The sequence below is a fragment of the Polaribacter sp. BM10 genome (genome assembly GCF_002005425.1).
Classification (GTDB): Bacteria; Bacteroidota; Bacteroidia; order Flavobacteriales; family Flavobacteriaceae; genus Polaribacter; species Polaribacter marinaquae.
The window spans coordinates 729,593-756,214 of record NZ_CP019704.1 but is presented as its reverse complement, the minus strand read 5'-3'; the positions used below and the strand labels follow the sequence as shown (position 1 = coordinate 756,214).

Below are 26,622 nucleotides of genomic sequence, written 5' to 3'. Positions count from 1 at the left end.
TTGGCAATATTATCTACTATAAAATGCTGTAGTCTTAAGAAAGTTATTTTTATACTCATAGTTTATTAAACTTCGATTGCTGTTAAGTTCTTCTTTGTAATTGGTAGCAATAATATTTATGCATATGAAAAGTTACCTGTTTGTATGTGAAGATAATTGTAGATAGGGGAGAACAGCCCATGTGTATCGTGTAGTGAGGCGCGTCTCATGCACTATACATTTAGTTGATAGTAGTTTTGTATATGGTATACATAAAAAACTATTATTAAATCAATGTATAACCTTAAGCGCATTGAATATGGGCTGTTGAAAGTAATTAGCAGCAATGGAGTGTTTAAAAAACACGGTTTTTGAGTGCCGTAGGCAATTACTTACAAGGGGTTTGTATAAGCTTTGTAGCGTTGGTTTAGAATTTAACTTTGCAAGTACACACCAACCTGAAAATCCGCGAGGATTTTTAGAAATAGGCGAGAACAAGCAATTACTTATAGCCATTGTTGTAGCTAGTTATTTTTAATATTCGTTTATTATTTTTTTATCTCCATTTGCATCTGTATCAATTTCATAAGCATAAGATTCTTTAGCCCATCCTAAATCAGTCGTGTACATTACAAAATATCTATTATCATCGGTTTTAAATTCTTTCCACTCGAGAATTGACTTTTCATCAAAATCACAAGGCCAAGATAAAGCTGGGAAAAAGTACGAATCTTCGTTTAGCCAATATTTTAAATGGACAGATTTAATTTTTTCAAAAGCTTGTTCTGAACTAATCCTTTCATCATTATACTCTTTGTTTATTTCAAGTTTTTCTTTGTGGAATCTCTTTATCAGTTCGATACTTTGTTCTTCTTGGATTAGAATTGTATGATTTCTTGGTTCAATTACTGAAATTTCATTTCCGTCTTTGAATATTTTAATTTCTAAAAGAGAATAATATATAATAGCATTGTCTTGTCGTTGCGAATCAAAACCATTTGAATTCAATAGATAGCTGAAAAGGGATAACAAATTTTTGTTGAATTCAGTTGAAGATTTGAATTTATCCTTTTGATATTTTTTTGGTAGTGTTTTTCTAAACGAATCTACTTTGTCATTTAGATTTTTATTGATAGAGGGATTTTTATCCGCCCATAAAAATGTTTTGTCATCAAGATTGTATGTTCCTAAAATTTTAGGTTTTGCAATTACTTCAAAACCATTTTCCTCAACAGTATATTTAACTTCCCCTTTAGTTTGGTCAAACAAGTATTGATTTGTCGGTTGCATATTCCAAACTATTCTTTGATACATATTTCTTAAGTTCATATCAGAGTTAGCTTCTGAAAATTTGGCTTCCAAATCAGATTGTCCTTTAGAAAAGAATGAAAACATAAATAATATTAATGTTAAGGTTAATTTTTGATGCATTTCGTATAATTAGCTACAACGGTCTCGGCTATGAGTAGTTGCATGGTTTAGCAACTAATTTAGCAAATAAATCACAAATAGAAAGTCCGTGAAAACTTTTGTAAGTATGCAAGTAGCCAAAAATAAATTATATACGCTTTTGGCAACTGGATTTTCCTTTATCTTTTTTAGGATATTTTTTTCCATTCAAAAATTTTCCAATAAAAGTATTTCTCACTAAATAATGATATGTCACAAAACAAATTAAAGTGGTTAAGAAAAGTACCATTGTAAATTTAACTAAAGTTGGAAGTGGAAATTCCCAAATAAATGCTGGAATGATTGCTGTTAATGGTAAATGAATTAAATAAACCCAATAAGAAGAATCAGAAATGTAACGCATTCTTTTCGAGTATTTACTGCTATATCGAATAAATAGTCCCGTTATTCCAAAAATGAACAACCAAACTATAACAGAATTAAATAAAATTAATATTCCAGAATTTGAATTAGGGTTTAAATCCATTCCAGAATACTGAATTAGCAAACCTTGCATAATTATAAGAAAAATTGCTAAAAATGTACATTGCCAATCATACTTCTTAAAATTATACAAGAGATTTTTTGATTTAAAAAGTATCCAACCAATGATGTAAAAGAAAAAATAAAACACAAATGTATTTACATCTGGTATAAAAGAAACCGAAGCATTTACCATCGAAGTTTCTAAAAAGGTCAACATAAAAAATGTAATACTAGAAAAAAACAATACACGTATTACAGGTCTCTTAATTAGCCAATTAAAGCTTTTAGTTACTTTATTATTCATTTGTTTTGATTTTGTGAGCAACAAACCAAGTAAAACAGAAATTAATGTTATATGAATCAAATAATATAAAAACCACAAGTGTGCAGTTGTTTTTGGTAGAAAAACTATGATATTTGAAAATAATTGAGATGTAGTTGCTAATGGATTTTCTTGATTTTCAAAAATGGCATTGGTATAACTAAATGTGAAATAGATTATTGGTGATAGTATAAATAAAAAAACAATAAACGGAAATACTATTCTAGATATTCTATTTTTTAGCATTTGAACAATTCCTCTTTCATAGAACAACATAGATCCAAAAAAACCAGCAACAAGAAAAAAAATTGGCATTCTAAATGAGTGTATTAAAAGAACAAGAAAGTCAGTCAAAATATAATTTGATTCAGGGTCTTTTATTCCCCAAGAATTTCCGTGATTTGTAACGTTGTAGGTTAACGCTGAGTGCAAAACCAATCCCAAAAGCATCATTATCGCACGCAAAGAATCCAAAGAGTGTATTCGTTCAGTTTTATTCTTTAATTGTTTCAATTATTTTTTTATTACTAAACTTTGTTGAAAGTTCTATTGTTTTTTTTACTTGTTGCCAACCTTAATTTTTAGATTCAATTTGTAATTGTTCTCTAATATAGTCGTTCAATTTAGATTTATTAATTCCTAGGTATTTTTCAACCGCATTGTAATAGTCTTCATCAGTTTTACCACTCGACATAAACTCTTTAAGCAGACTCCAACCACCTTTATCCAATATTTTCTTGGCGATTAGCCCCCCAAAAACATAATGATAAGAAGTTTCTCCATCCAAATTTGTTAGTTTGAGCATATTGTTTAAGTCTATTTTAGGATGTTTCTGTAAATAGATATTTGTTCGTTTTATATGCCACTTTAAGCTTTTTCCACGACTCCCTCCAAATAGTGTGGCTACTCCTTCGGAAACCCAAAAATGCTTGTTTGGAAAATGTTTATCTATTTGAACGTGGAAGACTTCGTGCGGATAGTATTCTCCCAAACCTCCACAATAAACTTTGTCGTCAGTTGCTTTGCCACTTGGGTTTGACTGTCCGCCCATTCCGATGTAATAATCAAGTCCTTTTAATTTTTGGATTTCATCATAGTCATCAGCAAGAAAATATTCAAATGGTTTTGGCTTGACACCAAAATTTTTACAAATCTCTTGTATAAAATCATTAAGTTTTTGAGCTTTTTGGTAATCAAACTTATGGTATGTTGGATAGTAAAAGTCCACAAGTCCAACGGTTGTGCAATTCCAATCTTCTTTATTTACAGTCAAAGCATTGAATAATTTAAACTCTCCGTTTTCCTTTTTGGCGAAATAGTTGGCAATTGCCAAAACGTAAGGGCTACCATCTTCTTTGCAATATGAAAACTGGGCTTTAAGTTGACAGATATTATTTCTGAATTTTATACTCAAAACGTGCACTGGAAACCCCATATAAAGTGAAGGTTGAAACTCGTTTTCTAAGAAGTCATAGTTTTTATGTTTCTTTTGTTCTTCAATATTCCAAAATAAATTCTTTGCTTTATTTTGGGGACTCGAAGCCAAGTAGTTTTCAAAAAGTCTCATCATTTGTTTGGTTTCCACATTTGTTGCATCAACAACGTGATTATATGTCACTTTTTGTCCAAAAGCACTGATGCTGAAAAAAAGAAGTAGTATAATTTGAAATTGTTTCATTCTAGTGGTTGGCATTTCGTTCTATATGGTTTGTTGCGTTGTTTAGTACGTAATTTAGCAAATAAAAACCGAATAGAAAATCCGAGAGGATTTTCGTAAGTAGGCGAGTACTAGCAATGGATTATATACGTTGTTGTACACCGTTTTTTATTCACGTTATTTTTTGTCAAATCCTTTAAATTCCATTCTTTTCATTGTCGGACAATGATTAACCACAATATCAAATTCAGATACTTTTTCTTTTGGTGTCACGAACCATTCGCCAAAACTATAAGTTAGTAAATAGACATTTTCAAATTCGGTCGGTTTTATGGTCAGTTCCGTTTTTTCAGTTTCCGTTTTTTGTGGAACAGTTCTTAATTCCAATTCGATTTCATTCTCCGTGATTTTCCTTAATTCAGATATCAAGTCAGCGTCATGTTCCAGTTGGTAGAAGAATAGAACTGAACTTTCATTTATTTCAAAAGCGGTTGTATTTCCATCACAAGGTTCATAAATCACAAATTCATTGTTGAGTTTTTTTAAACTTATCCAATGTCTTGGAAATTCTTTTAGGTCAATTTTTATTGGTTTATGCTTTTTTGCAATTTCTTTTTCGTGATATGAAATTGCGTCATTATCCATTCGGTTTGGTTTCCAGTTAACCAGTCTTTTAAACGTTTCTGAATTCCGAGTTGTGTCGATAAACAACTGATGTTTGGATAGGTCAAGGTTTTTCGGATTGTTCTTTTCCAAAATCGTGTCCAAGTCAACTTTCCACGCAGGAATTTCAGTCGGTTTATTTTCCGCCTTTTCTGGTTTGGTTTTCTGTTTGCAAGAAGCCAAAATTCCAAATATTAATGCTATGTAGATTGCTTTTTGTATTATACTGAAATAGGTTGACCTTTTTTTTATGATTTTCGACACGTTCAAACGATTTTTTTTAGCCGTTTAGAAGGCAAAAAAAATAATTTGAACTAGGTTTGTTTTCAAAACGATAGTTCAGGTAAATTTACATTATTTTTTCGATAGGACTTGTATTTTAAATTAGGATTTAGATGTACTTCAGTAGGTTTTCTTAAGTCTAGGCTAAAATGGGTTCTCAGGTTGTTATAGATATATACAGCCTGATCAGTCATCTCCTTGGCTATTGTAGTGTTTTTGATGGTTTGCTTTAATCCATATTCGTATTTAAGAGTTCTGTTTATACGTTCAGCTACAGCGTTTTCATAAGGGTCGTATTGCTCGGTCATACTCATAGTTATCCCATTACTTTCAGCAAATTTGGTGTACTTAGGATTGCAGTATTGGAATCCTCTATCTGAATGATGAATGAGTTGTTGCTTAGGATATTTTCTGTTTTTAATGGCCATTTTAAGAGCCTCTAAGCAAAGTACCGTTCTCATATGATTATCTATTTTATAACCCATGATTTTCTTGGAATAGGCATCAGTCACTAGTGCTAGGTAATTGTATCCATTTTCGGTTTTAATGTATGTGATGTCGCTTACCCATAGTTGTTCTGGTCGATTAGGGACGTGGTCTTTTACGAGGTTTTTATATTTTCTGTACATATGGTTAGAGTTAGTGGTTGTAACGTAGTTTTTACGCTTAGGAATTAATAAATTATTGAGTCTTAGGAAGCGATAGAACTTGTCTCTACCCATTTTGATATCAGCTTTAATAAACTCAGCTTTAAGTTCTTTGTAGAGTTTAATTCCACCAGTTTTAGAACTTACTTTCTTGCGGTAATTCTTGACCATTAAGGTAAGTTTTTGGTGGGCTACTTTTTGCTTTTTTTGTTTGTTAATTCTTTTGTAGAAAGCTTGTTTACTGATCCCAAAACATCCATAGAGCCATTTTCTTTTATACGGTCTTTCTTTTTTCGCTCTATCTCTTTTGCTAATGTTTTGGGTAACGACTTTTTTGACAAATCCACACCAGTAATGAGTTCCATATCCGCGATTATGTCTTGCTGAAAGTCCTTTTGAAACTCTAGTTCTTCGATTTTTTCTTTAAGTCTTTTAATTTCCTCGTTTTTACTCATACCCATATTTTGTTGAGCTAAGGTACTATAAATTCTAATCCAGTATGAGATTGTAGTTCTAGGAACCTCGTATTTTTTAGAAGCGTTACTTCTGGATATTTGTCCGTTAACAATTTGGTCAACGACTAAAAGTTTAGTTTCAAGAGTTACTTTTTGATAGGTTCTTTTTCGCCAGGGTTCATTTTTTGTTTTCATAAGTGACTATAATTAAATGATTAATTTTTAGTCAACCTATTTCAGGAAAGTTCACATTCTTTATGTTGTACAACGGTCTCGTATAAGAATAGTAGCGGATTTACACACTAACTTTTCGTTATAACACAGACCTTTTTTATTATTATTTCATTTCGTTTTAGCGATTAAACCGCTATTATTTTTATACATTGTTGTAGCAAGTTAATTTTTTATTTATTCTGTCTGTAATATGCAAAAAAAGCTTTTATAAGTAAGAATGGAAAGATAATAATAACCGAACCCCAAAGGTTGCTTGGTGTAAATATTTCGGGAAAACTACGTATTACAAAAAACATTAATAAAGCGCCAAGAATAATTGAAATATGAAGTATTAGCATATTAGGTGTGAATATTCCAAAAATAACTATTACTGCTTGTTGTGTTCTGTGAAGTAGTATTCGTTCTATGGCTACAAAAATTAAGTTAAGTACAAAAAATGTATTTTTAAAAAACAATATTTGCATATTCATTATTGTAATTTCCTCATTTTTCCAGCTGGAAACAAAACCAAAAAAGACTACAATAAACACAAAATATATTCCCATTGGGAAAAGCGAAGGTAAAATAGTGGTCTTTTCAGAAAATCCTAATAAGGCATTTGAGTTACTTTTATAAAGTAGACGGTCAATAATAATGCGCAATAATTCATTACACCAAAAAAAATATAGAATATAAAATATGGTGGTTTTTCCATTTAAAATGGAAAGTATTGTAAAGAGTGTGAAAACCAAAAAATCCCATTGAGAATAGTGTTTTAGATGTTTTTCAATAAAGGAATGCATTGTTTAGGTTAGTTTAAGAATTGATTTTTAGTTTTCTTCGTTTAAGCATATATCGTATAAATAGTATTATTAAAATAGCAATTATAATACCTGGAAGATACATTACAAAATAGGTTAATAGTATTGGTAAAAAACCACTAAAATTTGTTTTAACAGCGTACGGATTTCCTAGATCTATTTTTTTTAAGAGAATACCATTTTTAGGTAAAGTTCTTAAACTATCAATAGATAAGTACAAAGCATTGGTGTTTGAAAGTTTTTTTTTAAATAAAAATTCATCTTCTTTATTGTGATAGCTAATAACTAAATTGTCTTTTGGGGTAGGCGAAAAGTTGTGTTTTTCACCAATAAATAATTTATGTTTTTCGCTGTATTTAAAATTGAAACCTGTAGAAATTCCATTTATATCTGTTGGCAGTAATCCATCCATTAACTGTACATAAAACGCTGCGTTTTCAATTGGTGACTGCCATACGCTACCACTTTCTAACAGATAAATAAACACATTTTTTTTATCAACATTATAGCCCTTTCTTACTTGCGCATTATTGGTGTTTACTATAAAATAAACTTCAACTATTTGTATTTCGTTGGGTTGAAACGTCATTTCCCACACTTTCCAATTTTCGCTAAATGGTATAGGATTTTTATCGTTATTATTAAGTTCTGGATAAGATTGTTTAAGTAGTGGTAGCCAGTTGCCTTTGGCTTTTATTTTAAACTCATTTAATGAATCTATACTAACTTGGTTTAAGTTTGTTTCACCACCATCATAAATACCATTTACAGGATATCCCATTTTAAACTGTAAGCGGTCTTTTGTGGTATTGCGAAACCAATAGACGCCTTTTACAACCGCAAAGCCTTTGTACAACTGAATGTAAATTTGCTCTTGTTGCATTTGTACTTTTTTAAAGCTAAGGGAATCTTCTGGATGTAGCATTGTAAAAACAGTGCCTCCAGCGTTCCAAATACCTGGTTGAGCTGCATTGCTATATAGTTTATTGCTAATAAAAAATATTAGCACTATGTTTAATGCTATTTTGACAAACACAGTTTTCATAAATTTTCTAAATATTGTGTTCCTTCATTAATACTAACACCTACTAAGTTTTTAAGAAAGGTTGCTTTGTGCAATTCTATAACATCGTTTGTCTTTAGTTTGTTGTATATTTTTTGTGAAACATCAATATTTTCAACATTTGTTGTCACTCTAAATTTAGTTGAACTAGTATTAGAAGTCATTGTTAATTTGTCTGTTACTTGTACTGTAGTTATTTGTTTTAGATTTCCGTTTCTATTGAATTTTGCATAGTTGTTAATTAGAATAAGCAGTTTAATTGAAGTATAAATAAAGGCTATTATTAGAGGGATTAAAAAGATGAATATACCTTGCCATAGTGTAAATAATAAAATGATATAAATAGCAATGTAAATTAATGCTCGTCTTACTTTTTTAAAGAAAATTTTTTTTACTAAAACCACTTCTTGTTGGCGCATAGGCTTGGTAACACTTTTACTTTTAAAAGGAGTATTATGAATTGTGTTGGTAGTGCTAGTAACGGGATTTTGTTTTTTTTCTAAAACATTAAAAGCAAAAACTTCTTTGTTTTTTGGACTAGACTCTAAATACACTTTATCGTTAACGTTTACTTTTGCGTATTTTGAATAAGGCACGCTGTGCTCTTTATTATCAATACTTATATAATAATAGGTTCTGCTAGACTTGTGTCTTGTATTTGTGCCCATTCTGGTATTATAACTTCTTGATTTAGTAGTGTGTTTGTCTACACGTTTATCGGTAACAACACCCATATAACAGTGTTTAATACCTAGTTTTAAATCCATATAAGTATTCCAAAATATATAAGAAAAAATACCAGCAAAGAATAGCAGAAATATAGAAAACATCACTATAGGAATGATACTAAAGTTATCTGGTTTTATAACAAAAAAATAGATGAAAGAAAATATAGCACTTGCAGCAAGTAAGAACAAAACAGCAAATAGGTACTGCTTTCTAAGTTTGTTTCTGTCTTGAGAGGATAGTGGTTTTATTTCAAAATTTGTATTGGTCATTTTATAAATGTTATGGGATATTTATAAACTTAATATCTTCTTTAAATTCTGAAAATATTTTTTTATCGAAAGCTGTACTACCTACAACATTATTATTTTTAAAAATTGATTTATAAAAACTAATGCTAGAAATGGTTTTGGTTTTTATGTTTACTACTGCTTCGGCATACTTTATTTTATTGCCTGAAGCATCTTTTATATACTTGTAAATTTTTATTTCTAAAGGGATTACTTTGTCTAAATTTTTATCGTAAAACTGCCAAGTTTGGTTACAATGTTTTTGTAAATTAAACGGAAGATTATCTTTAGGCGCTTCTTGGTTAAATCGTTGAATGCCTTTATCTAGTTTACTTTTAACACGCTCGTCGTCTATAAGCTCAAAACCAATGTATACGTTTTCATTATAGATATGTGCTTTATAATGGTTTTTTGGCTCTGTGAAAGAAAAAATTTCTTTATTTTCTAAGTAAAAATGATTGGAAACAACATTAGGTTTGCTAGCTTGATTAATAGCATATACCTTTTTAAATAAATGTCCTTTTTGAGTATAGTGATGTGTGATTACTACATCATCGATATTACTGCTAATTTTGTGAAGCAAATTATTTTTATATTCGAATTTGACAGTATTCGTATTTCCGTTATTTAAACGAATTTGCTCATTGGTTAAGTAACCATTACTATCATAGGTGTAATTATGGTTTGTGTTTAAAGTAGAATTACTATACTTAAAGGTTCTTTTGTGTAACTTTCCTTTTCTGTATTTATTTTTTGATTTTCCCCAAGACTTGTTTTGCTTATTTCGGTTCTCATAGATTTCAATATCACCTTCATTGTTAAAGCTGTAGCTACTAATTTCTAACGCCACTGCACTGTCATTATCAACATTGTAGGTTATAATTTCAACTTGTTTGGTGTTTAGTTCAAATCCATAATCCTTTGCGTTTATTTGTGGTAGGGATTGAGCACTTGCATTAAAACTAAGTAACAATAGAATAGCTGAAAATATATTAATTGTCTGGTTCATTGTGTTTTAGTGTGTAAGTTTGTATTGTTTTTTAATAAAATTTTAATAGCATTAGTATTTAATTGCCTTTGTTGGCATTCTCTATCCTCTTTTTTTTATTAAAATATCTTTTTGAAGCCAACTGAAAAGACATTTTTATATCAGAGGTTATATTATTATAAATATAATCTTTGCTACTTTTATTAAGAACCATGTAAATTCTAAAGGCTAAATATCTGTTAACATCGAAGAGTTCATTTATAACATATAATAATTTTTCATTTTGTACATATGAGGGCACCTTATATTTATTAAACGATTTTCCCATATCATTAACATATTGCACAACACTATCTTGGTTCTCGTTAAAGGAATCAATAAATACTTCGGCTTCTGCTGAAAGTAATTTATAGCCTTTATCTACTTTAGAAAGTTTATCGTAAGGTGAATTTGTTTTTTCTTGTTGTGAATAAACATTCATACTTAAAAATAATATAAGCAAGTAAAATATAGTTATAAGTGTTTTCATAAGAAATAAGGTTTACTAGGGTAATGATATTAATTTAAAATGTTAATTGTCTATTACCATTGCTATTTGCTGGAATGTTTCTTATTCCTGCACCATTACAAACTGGGCAAGTAACTGTCTCATAGCCATCGTATACTGTTTCTTTAACGGTGTACTTTATTGGGTCGCTTTTGCGAGTAATATAATAATAATCAACTATGGCTCCATCTACCTTTCTCACTGTTGTTGTGTTTCGGTCGATAGACTTATTTACATCAATTTCTTTATACTTTTTTCGAGTAATGGTTTTGGGGCAAAAGCTGGTAGTAGATGTTTTTGTTGAATAATGATAATATATAGGTCCTGAGTTTTTATCTAACCATACAGGTTCATTATAGTCTCCCATTACTTTAATGGCTTTCTTTGTAGTATTTATTTCCAATACTTTTACTTGACGTTTTATCTTGCTTATATAGATATATGAATTGTAAGTAGGAACTTCTGTAAAAGGCATCTCGCCATGATAAACACTCTTTTTATAACTAAGTGGTTCTTGGCCAATGTAGGCAAAACCTTCAACAGGTATATGTCTCCATCGATTACCATTTATATATGTTTTTCTTGCATTATCAATATTTAATTCTCGTCCTTCTACTAATATGCCATTATCAAAAACGCCAGCAGCACCTTTTACCCTAGCAGCAAACGCTTGATAATCTTCATCTTGGTTACTTGGACGACTTGAAAATTTATCATTATAGAGTCTGGTTATATTTACCTTATAACCCATACCGTGTAATTTTCCATCTTTGAAAGTGCCTACTTCTAGGTATGAATGGTCTCCTTTAAAAATAGAATCGGTTGTATGAAATTTGATGCCATAACCATTAAGATTTGTAGTGTCTTTACTATGAAGATAACCATCCATTGTAGGCCAATATATAGTTTTGTTTTCTTCTTTTTTGTTTAACAATTTAGAATTAGGATAATAATTCATCTTAACAGACAAATTATTAAGTAGACTATCTATTTGTGGTTTATCAGTGGCTTTAGCAGGAATAGTCATTTCAACTTCTCCATCAACAACCAAAGCCCACTGATAAGGTGTTTCTGACCATGGTTTCTCTAAGAAAAATACACCTCCGTTACCGTATTCCATAAATAAAGTAGGCATAAAACCAGTAAATGCACCTTTGCCTCTTGCATCATAAGTACCAAGAGTAGAACAACCTATATACTTATGTCCATTTTCAAAATTAATCACAGAGGTTTCATTTGCTATTGGTGAAATAGTATAAGGACTAGGATATGTTGGATATATCATATTAGAAAAGGATGAACCATAATTTTTTTGCAACATAGCATTTAATAACACATCATATTCTCCATTAGCTCTTCTAATGGTTATACGGTTGTATTGACCTGACTCGTCTAATTCTTCACTATAAAGGACACTACCATCTTCATAATAAAGATTACCCGATGGTTTTATCATGGTTCCTTCAATATCTTCTATACTGGCAAATAGCTGACCGTTACTCTTGTACCTAATATCTGAAGTGGGTTCAATAGCAACACTTGTGTATCTTGGTGTTTTAAGACCATCACCGTAAGATTTATTTTTATTTATGAAGAGCTTCCCAGACATGGTAAGCCACCTACCACCTAAAACAAAGGTAATCTCATCGTATTTTTTTTTGTTCTTTTTTAAAGCCAAATACTCTCCATCAACTCTTATAGTATTATTATTTACTAGTTTATTGTAAGCAGACCAAGAAAGCCGTTTTAGTTCTTTAAACTCTTCTAATTTTTTATTGCTTAAAAGGTAATATTTCTGGAAAATACCCTCTTCGTTAAGACCTTGTGCAGACATCTTAATGGTTATTAGACATATGAGTAACACCACAAGTAGTTTTATATATAGTTGTTTGTTTTTCATGAACCTTAGAGTTTTTTAAGTGAAATTTTAAAAAAAAACTAATAAAGTTTTAAATATGTTTTAATTTTTAGGCACATATTGTTTTTTTAATTTATATTGACTATTAAATCTCTTAGATTCTTCTCGTATGAATGTTCGTTCTTCATTACTTAATTCGACTAATATTTTTCCTGTATTTGCAGTTGAATAAGGGTTTGGCAGATATAGCAAGTATCTATGTGCAACTACTTTATCTAATTGAAATAGGTGTTTAATAAATAATGCGTGTAGTTTATTTAACTTATCAATGCTCATTGTTTGTGTAAAATTATTATGTTGTTGAACTACAATTTTCTTAAACTCAGAATTACTTTTGTAGTATAAGCTTATTAATGAATTTGCTGCGGTTAACATAGCTTTTTCTGCTTGTTTTGAGGCAGTACTGTTATTTGTTGTAGTGGCTGAGGATGTATGGCCATTGGCATAATCTACAACCAATTTTCCGCTTTTAAACTCACCATAGCTTTTAGTGTTTGTTTTTTTATCTAGCTTTACACCTAGACCTGTGATAAATCCATTGTGAGCAAAAGCACCTTTATAGACAAATGAACTGGTAAAAAATTGACCTGTATAATTTATTTTGCCACTTTCGTCCCAATCGCCCATATAACTATTGCCGTTAGTCCACATATAAGTGCCAGCTTTGTATGGCTTACCGTTTTTAAACAATCCTTCATAAACATCACCTTGGTCATAGGTAATAGATCCATAGCCATTGGTACAATTACCGAGACAATTTCCACTAGACTTGCCGTTAGAAAAGTCGGTTAAAAGATTGGTTACCAATTTTCCTTCGTTATAGATACCAGCTTCAACAGTTTCTCCATTTTTTACAAAATATCCATAGCCGTGTTGTTTTGTATCTTTCCAATGGCCATAATAGTGCAAGTTGTTTTGTTTCCAGTGGTAAATGCCATAACCATCGAGTTGACCTTCAAGGTAATTACCACTATAAGTATCGCCATTAGCGTAAACAAACTCTGCGTAACCATTAAGTTTTCTGTTTTTAAAAAAACCTTCTACTTTGGCACCGCTTTCGAAAATAAATGTTCCGTAACCGTCAGTGCAATTTCCTTTTGTACACTTATCAGTTGTATTAGTGATAGTGGTGGTGCTTGTAGCTAGCTTATCATTAGAAGGATTAAAATAACGTCCTATGTTAAATAGCAATGGCTTTGCGTTACTATAATCTTGAGCAACATAAGTAGCTACACCATTAACAGCATATACTTGGTCTTGTGTGTTAGCAATAATGCCTTTGTAAGTTACAGGTACTTTTTTTCCTTTATGATAAAATGCAATGAGAGACTTGTCTTGGTTTAGTACATACCATACTTCTTTGCCTTTATCTGTCATAGAAATGGCTGGGTATGCCTTGGTTCCATTATTTGTACCATTCCCAAAAGCATTTTCGGCAAAGTATGTGTCATTACTTTTGGCATCAGTTACAATAATATTTCTATATTCGGTTTTGAGTTTCCATTTTCTATCTGAAAACACACCGGTCTTTCCTTCTTCTATACAAATTGCAGTTTTTCCATCGCTCACAACTATATTTTGTGCGTTAATTAATGGCTTAAAGGGTATTGAATCTTTTGTAGATACCCACTCATCAAAGGCATTTGGGGCAATGTAATAGGTAGACGTTAAAGGATTGAAAAAAATATAATCATTATTGAATCTGCAAAATAAGTTTGTATTGTCTAATTTCCCATTAATGTATAAATGAGGCATTACAAGCCCTCCTTTTAAATTTTGATCTCCGGTTGTTTTTTTTATTACAGCATTTTTTTTAAAATCCTTATATTCACTATGGTAAATTATACTTCTTGTATATTGGTTTATTAAATTACCTGCTGCATTGGTTTCTATCCTAGTGATCCAGTTGCCTTTTTCATCGTATTTATATTTAAAAAAGGTTTTCTCACTGTTTAAGGTTAATTTTCTTTCAGTTAATAGACCATTTGTATAGTATTCTATTTTAGTGGTTGGCGCCTTATCTTTTACTTTAGACACGATAGTTACCATTAATAAATCACCTTGTTTTTGGTAACTGTATTCGATAGTTTTGTAGGCAAATGTTGCTTTTATTATTCGGTTATGGTTGTCATATTCATAAATTCTACCCTCGTCATTTATTAAATTTCCATCTGCATCATATGTAACGACTGTTGTTTTTCCATCAGGATAGGTATAAGTAATAGGTCTGTTTTGCTGATCCCTTTTTATATGGTAATTGTTACCAAAATCCAGCTCATTACCATTGGTATCGTAAAAGGAGAAGTATTCTTGAAACACATCTCCTTTTAGTTGCGTGGTTTTTAAGTTAGCACCTTTTGGTAATGGGTTTACTGGGGCATTTATCCAATTTATGTTTTGCGCAAATGCAGATGAGAATATGCTTATTATTGTTATTATTAAAATACTTTTATGCTTCATAAACTTTTAGTTTTGGTTGGCAATTTATAGTAGTTATTTGATTTAAAAAATACGACAGATTACGTATTTTTTTGTTTATATAAATGAAATTCTTTTTGGTTAAGTTTCAGAATAGATAACGGTTTTGTTTAATTGGCTACAACGTTGTTTTGTATGGAAATTTGCGTTTTAAGTCGACGGCTATTTTCCGTAGGAAAATAGGGGTTGACAAAAAAGTACAAATTTTTGATTAAGCCAAATTTAGCAATTTTTTATACAAGGTGTTGTAGCAAGTTTATTTTTTTCCGATTACACACATTTTCCAATTATTTGGATTTTCATTTTTGTTTTCTTTATTTCCATAAAATGAAAAGTAAACTCCATTTTTAAGTTTTATTTCAATAATTCCAACTTCATAAGTCTTCTTCAAAAAATCTATATTCAAACAATTTAATTCCTTCATTGTTTTTAATAAGCTCGGTTTTTCTCCATTATTTGTAAAAATCCAAAAGTCTGAGATTAAGAAACTTTCTCCACCGTTAATTTTAGATATATAATCATTGAAAATATGAATTAATTCATTTTTTTCATTAAAATGAAATTCAATATTTCCATATCTCCATATTCTTGAATTTTCTTTAGATTTTCCATTAATCCAATTTTCAGGTGGTAAACCTTGATTTTCAATTTCAGTTTTATTTTCTCCAAGTTTAATAAAACCAAATTTTCCAGTTTTTATAAATTTTAAAAAGTCTAAATCTACTTTGATTGGTTTCATTCTGTAATTTGCTACAACGTGTTTGTACAAGGTTAGTTGCGTGATTAAGCAATAAATTTAATAAATAATTACTGACAAAGAAAATCCGCGAGGATTTTCGTAAGTTGGCTAAAAGCAAGCAATTAATTTTGTACGGTGTTGGCTGTAGTTTTTTATATTTTTTCGCTCAATTCTTTTGGTAATAACTTTTCCAAAATCATTTTCTGTTTCTTTTCAATTACTAAAAATTTCCAGTTTTTTTCTCCATTTTCAGAAATTCCGTAAACATCTTTTTGAGATTGAATTTCAAAAAAGTCAGTTTTTTCGTTATAGACTACATTTTCAGAACCAAAAGTGCTTTCCAATGACAATTTAGTCAAGTTTATTCGTGTTGTTTTTTCGTCTTTTGTTTCTCCTTCTTCTCCTTTTATTTTCATATTCATTTGATTTGAGTATGTCAGAAGTGAGTAATATTTCTTTTCAATTTCCTTTTTGTCATTAACTTTCAAGATTTTCGGATTCTTGATTTCGAATTCCATATCTGGATTGTTAAAAGTCATTTTCATAACCTTAATCATTTGCGATTTAGGAATAATTTCAAAAAATTCAGGAACAATGTATTCCATAGATTTTTCAAATTCCATATTGACAATTGTACTCAAATAATCATTAAATTCTTTCTTCAGTTCATTTTTATAATCTTGAGCAATTCCAATTGCACTAATTGTCAAAAATAGAATTGTAAATAAATTTCTTTTTAATTTCATATGTTAATTTTGATTTCGGTTTTTAATTACAGCCAACTCGTTATATAACACCAAATATATTGCATTTAGATTTTATTTACTTGTATAACAAAACCTTTTTTTATTACTTAAACTGAATATCAAGCAGTTATCAAATAGAAACAGCATTTTTCTTTGGCAATATTATCAACTAAATAATGCTGAAGGTCTTAAGATAATTATTTTTATATTGATAGTTTAGTAAATTCGGTTTATGTTAAGTTCTTCTTTGTAATTGGTGGCAGTAATATTTACATATATATATTAAGTTACCTGTTTGTATGTAAAGATACTTATAAGTAGGGGATAGAGGCGGTTAGTATATGGTTAGTTGCATGTTTTAAGCAACTTATCTACTCAATAAATTACGAAAAACATAAATCTGAAGGAATTACCCAAGTGAGCTAAAACTAAGCAATGAATTATATACGGTGTCGTATGTAATTATTTTTTAATTTCCTTTAAAGTACTTTCTGAACGTTCAATTTCAGATTGATAAAAAGCAGAAACGTCTTCATTATAATGTTTTTCAAATTGTTTAACTCTTTGAATGTTTGTGTAATTAAGACCGCTACCAATTATTAAAAGTAATATACCTGCCACTAATGTTGGAATGATATAGGCTTTTGCCAAATCTGTTTTTCCTAATTGCCAAAATCCAACACTTGCAATAAAAAACCCTATCGAAAATAAGGTAAAAAAACGTGTTGAAAATACTTCGGATTTTGCCCATTCTGTTAATTGCTATTAAAACAATTATAAACAAAACCTAAATCACTAATATCTATAAATATGCGTAATAAGCCATAAAATGGTTATAAATAAATAATCATACATATGTTATATAATTTATATTATGTTAAATAGAGAATTTAAAACCATACTTCTATTTCTATCAAATATAATAATTACATATTCTGAGTATAAAAATTATAATCTTTTAAAACAACAGATATAAACTCTCTATCACTTTTATGCATAGATTTAATCTGCGTAACTTCAATAATCTTAGTGCGTAATTTTATTAAAGTTTTATAATCATTAAATTTAATAGCAGTCTTATATGTATTTTTAATTATTCGTGCATCATTATCAGACAATTTAATCACGTTCGGATATGTTGGTACGTATTTATCAGCTAATTCCTCTAAAATGGTTTCAGAAAACTTTGCTTCATCCTTTAAATAAATAACAACGGTATTCGCAATGATATCGCCAAATCGTTGATTATTGGGTGTAAATATTATCAGTAATAATCCTACTAACTTCCCTACAATAAATGTCAATCCTAAAAGAAAATCAGAATCATCAATGGTAATAGATTGTATATATACCGCTAAAAGTAGAAATAAATTAAAATCTACTATTCGTAAAAACCAACGCATTGTATAATCAGAAACCGAAGGTTTAAATCCATCTACATTTATTACTTTAACATGTAAAAGCTTCTTTCCTAATGTTTGTCCATCCATTAAAATTTCTGAATATAATGTGTAAAAAGTAACCGGAATTAAGACTAAAATTCCGACTGCTTGTACCGTCCAAGTATCGCCAGAAAATGTTTCTTCTACCGCTTGAAAATCAAACACATAATACACAAAATAGATATAAGCAAACTTAAGAATATTGTCAAATAAAAACGCTAATAAACGTTGCCCAACGTTGGCTACCGTAAAATTTATATTTATATTTTGTGCGGTTTTTATTTGGAGTGTTTTCATGCAATGGTTAAATTCGCTCTTAATGAGAGAGGTCGCTTTTATAAAGCAAAATAAAGAAAAATGGCTCGAATTTGAACAAGTTATTTCAAATAAAACGAAAAAAAGTCCAGATGACATTGCCAACTTGCATATAAAAATCATGAATGATTTGGTATATGCCCAAACGTATTACCCAAAAAGTAAGGTTACTTCGTACTTAAATAAATTAGCTAAAAGCAGTTTCGACAAAGTTTATCATTCTAAAAGAAGAGATCAGAATATATTTTTATATTTCTTTTTTGACAAAGTGCCACTTCTCTCCTATCAATACAGAAAATTCTTTTATTTATCATTTGCTTTTTTCTTTGTGTGCTTTTTTATTGGTTTACTTTCTACTTTTAATGATGATAGTTTTGCTAGACAAGTTTTAAGTGACGAATATATAGATCAAACACTAGAAAATATAGAAAGTGGTGATGCTATGGCGATTTACAAAGGCGGGAGTAATTGGGGTACTTTTATTGGTATTTATAATAACAACCAAAGAGTTGGCCTAAATATGTTTCTTTCTGGTTTGTTTCTAGGAATTGGAACGGGTTATTATGTTGTGATGAACGGAATAATGGTTGCTGTATTTCAGGCATTTTTTTACCAGCAAAATAGTTTTTTTGATAGTATTAAAGGAATTTGGATTCATGGTACTTATGAAATCTTCGGAATGATTATCGAAGCTGCAACAGGTTATATTATTGGTGCAAGCATTTTGTTTCCAGGAACATTAAAAAGATTCGAATCTTTTAAAAAAGGTGTAAGAAATGCTTTTTACATCTTTTTAAGTACTATACCATTTACAATTATGGCTGCTTTTTTAGAAGGTTATGTTACAAGGTATTCTAATATTATGCCAACCTTTTTCTGCTTTGCAATCATTCTTTTTTGCTTAGCAACCATTAGTTATTACTATTTAATTTTGCCTTTTAAAGTGGCTAGAAAACATCAATTAAGATAATGAAAAAAGTTATTTTATTATTGATGATTTTTACAAGCTCAATTGCCAAAGCGCAAGAAGAAAAGCTTGATAGTATTGTAAAGTACAAAGACACAACCAAATACATTAAAAGTATTGAATACAGTACCTTAAGAACTTTTACTGATAGTTTACATACAAAATACACAGGTAAAGATTTTATTTACACAGAAGAAAAAGAAAAGAAAAGATCTAATACCGATTTAAGTTTTTTAACAAGTATTGCCTCTTTTTTAAAAGTAATTTTTCCTTTTCTATTGGGCGGAATTGTAATTTTTATCATCTTAAAAGTGGTTCTTGGTTCTAAAATTGGTTTTTTCAATTTTAAGAAAAATCCAAAAAAAACAACAGAAAAACTAATTTATGAAGAAGATGATATTAATGAATTAGATCTAAATGCACTTTTAGAAAAAGCAATACAAACAGAAAATTATAAATTAGCTATTCGTTATTATTTTTTAAAAACGTTAAAATTGCTTGCTACCAAAAAGCTAATTAATTATCATAAAGACAAAACGAATTCAGAGTACAAATTTGAACTTAAAAAAGGTACAATTAGAAATCAATTTTCTTATTTAACCTATGTATATAGCTACGTTTGGTATGGCGATTTTGCCGTGTCTAAAGATGAGTTTTCTATATTACAAACTAAATATGAATCATTTATAAAAACCATTTCTTAAATGATGCACTTTAAAAACATATTTAGAATTTTCTTAATTGTTACCTTGGTTTTTATTACAGGTTGTACAAAAACCAATTGGAATGAAAATTACAGAGAAAAAGAAAAAAGTCCGTTTGGAAATTATATAATCTCCAAAGAAGCTTCTAACTTATTTCCAGATACAGATGTTACAATTCTTAAAGAAAATTTTTACGACACAACTATTTTTTCTTTTGATGGCGATACAATCAGTAAAAAAAATTATGTTTTAATAAAAAATAGTGCTTTTAAGCAAACTAAAGAAGGTACAAAATCTTTATTAGAGTTTGTGTCTAAAGGAAATTCTGCATTTATATCTTTACATTATTTTAATGCCGATTTTAAAGAAGCTTTAGATTTTAGCATCAATAATTTAGATAAGAACACTTTTGGCAATCAAAATTTAAAAAAATTAAACGGAGAATTTTACCTAAAACATCCAGATTTTGGTAAAAAACCATATTTGTATTCTAGAAATATCAGAAGAAATTATTTTTTACAATACAACGAAGGTAAAACAATGGTTTTAGGTACAACAAAGATAGATGGCGAAGAAGTACCCAATTTTGTAAAAATCTATCATGGCAAAGGTGCTTTTTATTTACACACAAACCCTATTGTATTTACAAATTACTACTTATTAGAAGGTAAAACAGATTACGTGGCCAACCTACTCTCCTATTTACCAAACAATAAAGTTTTATGGGACGAACATATTAAATCGAGTGAATATTCACAGAATCCAGATGATAAACCATCCATTTTTAATTATTTCTTAAAACACCCAACGCTTACTTGGTTTTTATATGTATCAATAATTGGCTTACTATTTTTTATGCTCTTTAATGCGCGCAGAAAACAAAGAGCAATACCAGTTCTAAAACCATTAGAAAATACCACTGTTGCTTTTACCCAAACAATTTCTAACTTGTATTTAAGCGAAGAAGATCATAAGAATTTAGTTGACAAAAAAATTACATTTTTCTTAGAAAAAATTCGTTCGAAATACTTAATTGATACAACAATTTTAAATGCTGATTTTATTAAAAAACTAGCAGCAAAATCTGGAAACGAACTACAGAAAACAAAATATTTAATACATACAATTATTACTTTAAATAAAAAGACAGAATGTTCTAAAGAACAATTAATTGTATTACATAAAATGATAGAAAATTTCTTTAAAAAATAACTATGGAATCTTTAAATACAGCACAATCAAATTCATCAGAAGAAACAAATAATATCGAGTTTAAAAATCGATTAGATGTAAGTGAATTACAAGAAAATGTTTTTAAAATTAAAGAGCAATTGCAAAAGGTAATTGTTGGGCAAAAAGACATGTTAGAATTGTTAATTGTTGCGTTATTATCTGATGGCCACGTTTTAATTGAAGGTGTACCTGGTGTTGCTAAAACAATTACTGCAAAACTTTTATCTAAAACTATTGCTGCAGGTTTTAGTAGAATTCAATTTACGCCAGATTTGATGCCTTCAGATATTTTAGGAACTTCGGTTTACAATCTACAAACCTCTGAATTTGAGTTTAAAAAAGGGCCTATTTTTTCGAACATGATTCTTATTGATGAAATTAATCGTGCACCTGCAAAAACCCAAGCTGCTTTATTTGAAGTGATGGAAGAAAAACAGGTAACTATTGATGGTAAAACCTATAAAATGGAAGAACCTTTTATGGTTTTAGCTACGCAAAACCCCATAGAACAAGAAGGTACTTATAGATTGCCCGAGGCGCAATTAGATCGTTTTTTATTCAAAATAAATGTAGCATATCCAAATGCAGAAGAAGAATTTGAAATCATATTAAAAGAACAAGCCTTAAATAACACCACAAAATCTAGTAAAATACAAACTGTAATTTCTGCCGCTAAAATTAAAGAATATAGAAATTTGGTAAATCAAATAGCAATAGAAGAAAATTTATTAAAATATATTGCTAATATTGTTGTAAACACAAGATCTAATTCTTTTTTATACTTGGGCGCTTCACCAAGAGCAAGTATTGCAATCTTAAATGCATCTAAAGCATTTGCAGCCATAAGTGGTAGAGATTTTGTAACACCAGAAGATGTTAAAAAAGCGACAATACCTGTTTTACAACACAGAGTTATTGTAACACCAGAAAGAGAAATGGAAGGTTTAGGAAGCAAGCAAATTATAGAGCAAATTATAGAAGCAGTAGAAATACCAAGATAATTTAAAGAGAAAACTAAACCTTGAAAAACTTTTACAATTCACTCTTTTTAAACAATAGATTTTTCTATTTATTAGGCTCAATTGCAGCACTTTTTGTTGTTGGCTTTTTTGTACCCGTATTTTTCGAAATTTCTAAAGTGCTACTTTTTATACTTTTAACAATTTCGTTAATTGATGTAATTCTTTTGTATAAATTAAAAAATGGCATCGAGTTTTCAAGAAATTTACCCGAAAGATTATCTAACGGAGATGTGAATACTATTCGTTTAAACTTTACTAATACTTATGGTTTTAAAGCGCATTTAAATATTATTGAAGAGTTACCCTATCAGTTTCAAAAAAGAGATGCCAATTTCAATTTAAACATTGCTACTGGTGATAATAAATCCCTTTTTTATGATTTAAAACCTAATCAAAGAGGAGTTTACAACTTCGGCAAAACAAACATTTATACGAATACTCCGCTACAATTAGTAACTAGAAAATATATTTTAGGAGAAGAAAAAATCTTAAAATGTTATCCTTCATTTTTAAAACTAAAAGAATTCGATTTTAAAGCTTTTACCAACAACACAGTATCTTACGGCACAAAAAAAATGAGAAGAATTGGACATTCTTTAGAGTTTGAGCAAATTAAAGAATATGTTTCTGGAGACGACATTAGAACTTTAAACTGGAAAGCAACTGCAAAAAGTAACCAACTGATGGTCAATCAGTATATAGAAGAAAAATCGCAACCTGTTTATGCTATAATTGATAAAGGTCGTGCAATGCAAATGCAATTCAATCAGCTTTCTTTATTAGATTACGCTATAAATGCTACACTTGCAATTAGCAATATCATTTTAAGAAAACAAGACAAAGCCGGAATGTTATCTTTTTCTAAAAAATTAGAAGATTGGATTGTTGCTGAAAAAAGAAATTCTCAAATGAATTTGATTTCTGAATCTCTATACAATCTTAAAACTGATTTTTCTGAATCTGATTTTAGTACGCTATACGCAGTTATAAAAAGAAAAATTACGCACAGAAGTTTGTTAATTATTTATACAAACTTCGAAACTATGGATGGTTTAAACAGGCAACTACCCTATTTACGTGCTTTAGCAAAAAATCATTTGGTATTAATTATATTTTTTAAAAACACAGAATTGCAAGCTCTAATTAATACAGATACAGACAATATACAAGATGTTTACGACAGTATTATTGCAGAAAAGTTTATGTATGAAAAGGTTAGAATTGTAAATGAGTTGAAAAAATACGGAATTCAATCTGTTTTAACTGCACCAGAAAATTTAACCGGAGATGTTATTAATAAATATCTTGAATTAAAATCTAGAGGATTGTTCTAAAAAAACTATTTTCGTCAAAAAAAAAGCAATGAATTATTATAAGTACTGCATAAAAAATTACGCAAATTTTTCTGGTCGTGCTAGAAGAAAAGAATATTGGATTTTTCTTCTTTGCTATCTAATTATATTTACAGTACTTGGGTTTCTTGCAGAGTTTATAAATACATTCACTACAACCAACGAAGGTTTTTTAATAATAGGTATTTATGGACTATTTATAATTACACCACATTTAGCTTGTGCAGTTAGAAGATTACATGATATTAACAAATCTGGTACTTATTGGTTTGTTCGATTTATTCCTTTAATAGGACCAATTTGGCTCTTAATCTTATTTTTAGAAAATAGCTGGGAAGGACAAAATAAATACGGAATGAATCCGAAGAAAATGGATGCATCAGAATTAGAAAATATAGGAAAAGAATAAAAACAAAAAACTATGGATTGGTATTTAAAAGTATTAAAAGACTATTTTAAATTTTCTGGCAGAGCTAGAAGAAAAGAATATTGGATGTTCTTTTTATTTCATTATTTGTTTACAGGGCTTTTATTATTTCTTTTTATATATTCTAACGAAAATCTTTTTGATTATAACGAAGAGTTTGAAACTGAAAACACTTCATATCTATTTTTAATACTTTTATTAATTTATACATTAGCTACCATTATACCTTCTTTAGCTGTAAGCTCTAGAAGAATGCACGATTTAGGTAAAAGTGGCGCATGGTTTTTTATCAACCTTATACCATACATTGGTGGTTTTTGGTTTTTGATATTAACTTGTATGGAAGGCGAAAATAAAGTAAATCAATACGGAGAAAATCCGAAAGGAATAAACAATAACAGAGAAATAGATTTTATAGGAAAAGAATAAGTTTAATTAAAATTAAGAAAAATGAATTGGTATTTAAAAGTTTTAAAGCAATATGCAGATTTTAAAGGAAGAGCAAGAAGAAAAGAGTATTGGATGTTTGTATTGATAAACTCAATAATATCATTTTCGCTTAAATTTATAATGCATGGTTCATTGGTTTCTCCTGAAACATCGCTTATTGAAACCATATATTCTATTGCAGTGTTATTACCATATTTAGCAGTAGGAGTTAGAAGAATGCACGATGCTGGTAAAAGTGGTTGGTTTTTATTGATTCCTTTTTACAACTTGTATTTAGCTTGTACTGATAGTGAAAATGGTGAAAATAAATGGGGATCAAACCCAAAAGGTTTAGGAAACAGCAATGAAATAGATTTTATTGGAAATGAATAATTTCTTTAATTTATACATTATAAAAAGGACTGCAATTTTGTAGTCCTTTTTTTTATTTATAAAACGAATATTTACAGAATTATAAAAGTGAATAAACTACTTTTGCCGAATGGAAATTAGACAAAAATCTGAAATAGAATTTATTATTGTAATGGCTTCTTTAATGTCTTTAGTTGCATTAGCTATAGACGCTTTATTACCTGCAATAACAGATATTGGTCTGTCTATTAATGTGACAGATTCTCAGAATAATCAGTTATTAATTACCATGATTTTTCTAGGTTTAGGTTTTGGACAGTTAATTTCGGGTCCGTTATCAGATAGTTTTGGTAGAAAACCTGTAATTTATGTAGGTTTTATTGTGTTTGCTTTTGCAAGTTTGGTGTGCATTTTTTCTAAAAATTTAGAAATGATGATATTTGGTAGAATTCTGCAAGGTATTGGTCTTTCTGCACCTAGAACTATAAGTATTGCAATGGTTAGAGATCGTTTTAGCGGTAATTACATGGCTAAAGTAATGTCTTTTGTTGTGGTTATTTTTATTTTAGTTCCTGTTGTTGCACCTGCTATTGGTAAAATAATGTTAGATTCTTATGGCTGGAAATCTATTTTCTATAGCCAATTAGTGTTTGGTTTGTTTGTAATGCTTTGGCTTTGGAAAAGACAACCAGAAACACTGAAAGTAGCAAATAGAAAAAAATTTAAATTATCTTTATTTGTTTCGGGTACAAAAGAATTTATAAAACATAAAAACGCTGTAATTTTTACTTTATTTTCTGGTTTTATTACGGGCTCTTTTATGGTGTATTTAAGTGCAAGTCAGCAAATATTCGAAAAACAATATCATTTAAAAGAAGAGTTTCCGTTTATTTTTGCAGGTTTGGCAATTAGCATTGGTATTGCAACATTCTTAAACGGAACTTTAGTTGTGAGATTAGGAATGTTTAAATTGGTTAAAATTTTTACAGTATTATTTACACTTATTCCAATTATCTACATATCGCTATTTTATGGTGAAAGCAACCCAAGTATTTATGTGTTGATAACATTTTTTGCAATACAATTTTTTGCAATTGGCTTTTTATTCGGAAATACGCGTGCTTTGGCCATGGAACCTATTGGTCATATTGCTGGTATTGGTGCAGCAATTAATGGTTTTTTCTCTACCATAATGGCAGTTCCTATTGCTACATATATTGGGGGTTTTTAGATAAAACTGCATTACCTTTATTTATAGGTTTCTTTATCTGCGGATTAATTGCTCTTTGCTTAATTCAGTATTTAAATATTGCCAATAAGAAAGCAAGTTAAAACTTAGTTATTACTGTTTTCGGTTAATACTTTCCAATTTCCATTATAATAAATTGTTGATCTATGACTGCTATTTACATTCAAACTACAATTGCTGTTTGGGTATAAAGTTAACGTAGCATTGTAACCTTCGTCTTTAGCATTTAAAGTATACTTTAAAATATAAGCTCCTTTTTTAGCATCAAATGTTTTTTTAACAACTTTTGGCTTGCCTTCAAATTTAATTCCTGCATCTGCATTGTAACCTCTAGACAATTGTTGCTGACCGTAAAAAGGCAAATCTACATAAACACTATCACTTTTAATTCTAAAAAAATTAGCATTTCCTGATAAATTAATATTATTTGTAGAGCTACCTGGAGGTAATAAATTTTCTAATCCTCTTACATTATTGTTTAACCCCATTGGCTGCGCCCAATCAAAAATTGCTTCTATATTTTTACTAGCTACGGTTTCTTTTAAATTATCAATTTCTGCTTGTGTAACCGTACTTTTTAAACTAGAACAACCAAAGCAAAAAACTAATAAACTTACCAATACTATTCTCATAATTAAATA

At 29.3% G+C, this 26,622-nt stretch carries 26 protein-coding genes and 1 pseudogene; 9 read left to right on the top strand and 18 right to left on the bottom strand.

Annotated features, from left to right (window positions below; genetic code table 11):
• Positions 1–513: 513 nt before the first annotated feature.
• The 17 genes from BXQ17_RS03240 to BXQ17_RS03160 form a co-directional block, all read right to left on the bottom strand.
• Positions 514–1,410, bottom strand: coding sequence for a DUF6882 domain-containing protein (locus BXQ17_RS03240; protein ID WP_077809259.1), 897 nt, complete (start codon positions 1,408–1,410; stop codon positions 514–516).
• A 127-nt stretch (positions 1,411–1,537) separates the two neighbouring features.
• Positions 1,538–2,686, bottom strand: a complete 1,149-nt coding sequence (locus BXQ17_RS03235; protein WP_254712419.1) for an acyltransferase family protein — start codon at positions 2,684–2,686, stop codon at positions 1,538–1,540.
• Positions 2,687–2,810: 124 nt separating this feature from the next.
• The gene (locus BXQ17_RS03230; RefSeq protein WP_149025859.1) at positions 2,811–3,914 is read right to left on the bottom strand and encodes a hypothetical protein; all 1,104 of its coding nucleotides are present in this window, start codon (positions 3,912–3,914) and stop codon (positions 2,811–2,813) included.
• 156 nt (positions 3,915–4,070) lie between these two features.
• Positions 4,071–4,820, bottom strand: coding sequence for a hypothetical protein (locus BXQ17_RS03225; protein ID WP_222927893.1), 750 nt, complete (start codon positions 4,818–4,820; stop codon positions 4,071–4,073).
• 62 nt (positions 4,821–4,882) lie between these two features.
• Positions 4,883–5,731 carry an IS3 family transposase gene (locus BXQ17_RS03220; protein WP_254712418.1) on the bottom strand — a complete coding sequence of 283 codons (849 nt, stop codon included), beginning with the start codon at positions 5,729–5,731 and terminating at the stop codon, positions 4,883–4,885.
• Positions 5,677–6,135, bottom strand: a complete 459-nt coding sequence (locus tag BXQ17_RS03215; RefSeq protein WP_077809255.1) for a helix-turn-helix domain-containing protein — start codon at positions 6,133–6,135, stop codon at positions 5,677–5,679. The genes BXQ17_RS03220 and BXQ17_RS03215 overlap by 55 nt, the downstream gene beginning before the upstream one ends.
• Before the next feature lie 209 nt (positions 6,136–6,344).
• A complete protein-coding gene (locus tag BXQ17_RS14415) occupies positions 6,345–6,956 on the bottom strand; it encodes a hypothetical protein (RefSeq protein WP_149025857.1) in 612 nt (203 codons plus the stop codon).
• 13 nt (positions 6,957–6,969) lie between these two features.
• A complete protein-coding gene (locus BXQ17_RS03205) occupies positions 6,970–7,983 on the bottom strand; it encodes a hypothetical protein (protein ID WP_149025856.1) in 1,014 nt (337 codons plus the stop codon).
• Between the two features lie 32 nt (positions 7,984–8,015).
• On the bottom strand, positions 8,016–9,035 hold the full coding sequence (locus tag BXQ17_RS03200) for a hypothetical protein (protein ID WP_077809252.1): 1,020 nt from the start codon (positions 9,033–9,035) through the stop codon (positions 8,016–8,018).
• 10 nt (positions 9,036–9,045) lie between these two features.
• Positions 9,046–10,062, bottom strand: coding sequence for a hypothetical protein (locus BXQ17_RS03195; protein WP_077809251.1), 1,017 nt, complete (start codon positions 10,060–10,062; stop codon positions 9,046–9,048).
• Positions 10,063–10,120: 58 nt separating this feature from the next.
• The gene (locus tag BXQ17_RS03190; protein WP_149025855.1) at positions 10,121–10,570 is read right to left on the bottom strand and encodes a hypothetical protein; all 450 of its coding nucleotides are present in this window, start codon (positions 10,568–10,570) and stop codon (positions 10,121–10,123) included.
• Between the two features lie 34 nt (positions 10,571–10,604).
• Positions 10,605–12,488: a hypothetical protein gene (locus BXQ17_RS03185; protein WP_077809249.1), complete on the bottom strand. Its 1,884-nt coding sequence runs from the start codon at positions 12,486–12,488 to the stop codon at positions 10,605–10,607.
• A 60-nt stretch (positions 12,489–12,548) separates the two neighbouring features.
• Positions 12,549–14,966 (bottom strand): hypothetical protein, encoded by a 2,418-nt coding sequence (locus BXQ17_RS03180; RefSeq protein ID WP_077809248.1) that lies wholly within the window; start codon positions 14,964–14,966, stop codon positions 12,549–12,551.
• A gap of 274 nt (positions 14,967–15,240) precedes the next feature.
• On the bottom strand, positions 15,241–15,723 hold the full coding sequence (locus tag BXQ17_RS03175) for a hypothetical protein (RefSeq protein ID WP_077809247.1): 483 nt from the start codon (positions 15,721–15,723) through the stop codon (positions 15,241–15,243).
• Positions 15,724–15,875: 152 nt separating this feature from the next.
• Positions 15,876–16,469 carry a hypothetical protein gene (locus BXQ17_RS03170; RefSeq protein WP_149025854.1) on the bottom strand — a complete coding sequence of 198 codons (594 nt, stop codon included), beginning with the start codon at positions 16,467–16,469 and terminating at the stop codon, positions 15,876–15,878.
• Between the two features lie 462 nt (positions 16,470–16,931).
• A complete protein-coding gene (locus tag BXQ17_RS14675; protein ID WP_368348333.1) occupies positions 16,932–17,120 on the bottom strand; it encodes a hypothetical protein in 189 nt (62 codons plus the stop codon).
• Between the two features lie 275 nt (positions 17,121–17,395).
• Positions 17,396–18,208, bottom strand: a complete 813-nt coding sequence (locus BXQ17_RS03160) for an RDD family protein (protein WP_077809245.1) — start codon at positions 18,206–18,208, stop codon at positions 17,396–17,398.
• Positions 18,209–18,230: 22 nt separating this feature from the next.
• Between BXQ17_RS03160 and BXQ17_RS03155 the strand changes: the two genes are divergently transcribed.
• The 9 genes and pseudogenes from BXQ17_RS03155 (at position 18,231) to BXQ17_RS03115 (ending at position 26,064) form a co-directional block, all read left to right on the top strand.
• Positions 18,231–19,196: a stage II sporulation protein M gene (locus tag BXQ17_RS03155; protein WP_077811338.1), complete on the top strand. Its 966-nt coding sequence runs from the start codon at positions 18,231–18,233 to the stop codon at positions 19,194–19,196.
• Positions 19,196–19,897: a hypothetical protein gene (locus tag BXQ17_RS03150; RefSeq protein WP_077809244.1), complete on the top strand. Its 702-nt coding sequence runs from the start codon at positions 19,196–19,198 to the stop codon at positions 19,895–19,897. Before BXQ17_RS03155 ends, BXQ17_RS03150 begins: the two co-directional genes overlap by 1 nt.
• Complete coding sequence (locus tag BXQ17_RS03145) at positions 19,898–21,109, top strand: hypothetical protein (RefSeq protein WP_077809243.1); 1,212 nt, start codon at positions 19,898–19,900, stop codon at positions 21,107–21,109.
• Positions 21,110–21,111: 2 nt separating this feature from the next.
• Positions 21,112–22,131, top strand: coding sequence for a MoxR family ATPase (locus BXQ17_RS03140; protein WP_077809242.1), 1,020 nt, complete (start codon positions 21,112–21,114; stop codon positions 22,129–22,131).
• Positions 22,132–22,151: 20 nt separating this feature from the next.
• Positions 22,152–23,486, top strand: coding sequence for a DUF58 domain-containing protein (locus tag BXQ17_RS03135; protein ID WP_077809241.1), 1,335 nt, complete (start codon positions 22,152–22,154; stop codon positions 23,484–23,486).
• Between the two features lie 28 nt (positions 23,487–23,514).
• Positions 23,515–23,913, top strand: a complete 399-nt coding sequence (locus BXQ17_RS03130; protein WP_077809240.1) for a DUF805 domain-containing protein — start codon at positions 23,515–23,517, stop codon at positions 23,911–23,913.
• Positions 23,914–23,925: 12 nt separating this feature from the next.
• The gene (locus BXQ17_RS03125; protein WP_077809239.1) at positions 23,926–24,360 is read left to right on the top strand and encodes a DUF805 domain-containing protein; all 435 of its coding nucleotides are present in this window, start codon (positions 23,926–23,928) and stop codon (positions 24,358–24,360) included.
• A 21-nt stretch (positions 24,361–24,381) separates the two neighbouring features.
• Positions 24,382–24,753: a DUF805 domain-containing protein gene (locus BXQ17_RS03120; RefSeq protein WP_077809238.1), complete on the top strand. Its 372-nt coding sequence runs from the start codon at positions 24,382–24,384 to the stop codon at positions 24,751–24,753.
• A gap of 109 nt (positions 24,754–24,862) precedes the next feature.
• Positions 24,863–26,064: pseudogene (locus BXQ17_RS03115) on the top strand (multidrug effflux MFS transporter).
• A 3-nt stretch (positions 26,065–26,067) separates the two neighbouring features.
• On the opposite strand, the gene BXQ17_RS03110 reads toward BXQ17_RS03115, so the two are convergent.
• Positions 26,068–26,613 (bottom strand): DUF4251 domain-containing protein, encoded by a 546-nt coding sequence (locus BXQ17_RS03110; RefSeq protein ID WP_077809237.1) that lies wholly within the window; start codon positions 26,611–26,613, stop codon positions 26,068–26,070.
• Between the last annotated feature and the right edge of the window lie 9 nt (positions 26,614–26,622).